Below are 1,735 nucleotides of genomic sequence, written 5' to 3'. Positions count from 1 at the left end.
ACCGAGGGCGTAAACGTCATATTGCTTTGTCATGGAAGCTCCGAACCGGATTGCAGGGGCGGCTATTATGGGCTGCCGGGCGCTGCATGCAAAATTTGTACGCCAGCGGGCCGGGGTTATCCCTCTTGGCTCAGGGATTTTGCCTCCGGGAACATATTTCTGCCCCCACACTCATAAAGTACCCACACTTTTCTCTATACTCCGGCCCATGGCGAAAAAAGCGAAAAAGTCCCCCGCAAAGTCGCGGCGGCAACCCAGTAGAAAAAAGAAGCCCTCCGCCCAGCGCCGGCGCTGGTTCAGTTGGTCATTCATTGCCAAGGTCGGGCTGGTGTGCCTGGTGCTCGGGGCCGCCGGCATGGCGTACCTGGATGCGCTGGTGCGCGAGCGGTTCGATTCCCATGCCTGGCAGCTGCCGGCGCGGGTCTATGCCCGGCCGGTGGAATTGTATGAAGGCCGGGTGTTGTCCCGTGATGACATGCTCAAGCTGCTGGACCTGATGCGCTACCGGCGTGATGCGCGGGCCAGTACGCCGGGCAGTTTCGCGGTGCAGGGCAATTCCCTGCTGATTCATACCCGTGGTTTCAATGACAGCGACGGTGGCGAGCAGTCCGAGCGTATTCGGCTGTCCCTGTCCGGCGGGCTGATTCGCAGCCTGGAAGCCGGCGGCGATCGCCTGGCCCGGCTGGAGCCATTGCAGATCGGCAGTATTCACCCCCAGCACGCTGAGGACCGGGTACTGGTGCCGCTGGATAAGGTGCCGCCGTTGCTGGTGGACATGCTCATCGCCACCGAAGACCGCAGTTTCTACGACCACCATGGCATTTCCCTGCGCGGCTTGAGCCGCGCCATGCTGGCCAATATCAAGGCCGGCGGCCTGGTGCAGGGCGGCAGTACCCTGACCCAGCAGCTGGTGAAGAACTTCTGGCTCAGCTCCGACCGGACCCTGTCGCGCAAGCTGATGGAAATGCCCATGGCCTTGCTGCTGGAGCTGCATTACAGCAAGGACCAGATTCTCGAGGCCTACTTGAATGAGGTCTATCTCGGCCAGGACGGCGCCCGCGCCATTCATGGTATGGGCCTGGGAGCGCAGTTCCTGTTTGGCCGACCGCTGGAAGAACTGGAACCCCATCAGCTGGCGACGCTGGTGGCCTTGCTGAAAGGCCCCAGCTGGTACGACCCGCGCCGCCGTCCGGAGCGGGCCATGGAGCGCCGCAATACCGTGTTGAAAGTGGCTCGTGACGAAGGTGCCTTGTCCAGCGCGGACTACAACAAGTACAGCGCCCGGCCGCTGGAAGTGGTGCCGCGGGGTGCATCCGCGCTGTATGCCTTCCCGGCGTTTATTGATCTGGTGCGCCGTCAGCTGGCGCGGGATTACCCGCCGGAGGTGCTCAGCGATGAAGGGCTGCATATTCACTCCACCCTGGATGTGCTGGCGCAACTGGCCTCGGAAGGAGCGCTGAAAGAGCATCTCAATCATCGCGATCCGAGACAGGTGAAAAAACTCAATGGTGCCGTGGTTGTCGTGGCGCCGGCCCAGGGCGATGTATTGGCGCTGGTGAGTAACCGGGACTCGCGCCAGGCGGGTTTCAACCGGGCGCTGGATGCCCAGCGACCCATGGGCTCCCNGGCCAAACCTGCGGTGATCTTGTCGGCGGTTGAGCAACCGGAAACCTACTCGTTGGCCTCTTTAGTGGAAGACGGGCCGATTCAGGTGAAGTTGCCCAATGGCAGCGTG

Annotated in this window: 1 protein-coding gene; it reads left to right on the top strand. The window is 62.3% G+C overall.

All coding sequences use genetic code 11. From position 1 onward, the window contains the following. Nucleotides 1-337 precede the first annotated feature (337 nt). Nucleotides 338-1,735, top strand: a 1,398-nt coding sequence (locus A3754_RS20005) for a transglycosylase domain-containing protein (protein ID WP_231880711.1), incomplete at its 3' end; no start/stop codon positions are given.

This window comes from Alcanivorax sp. HI0083, from assembly GCF_001635175.1.
The sequence above is the reverse complement of the archived record's forward strand: the minus strand, read 5'-3'. Positions and strand labels throughout refer to the sequence as shown.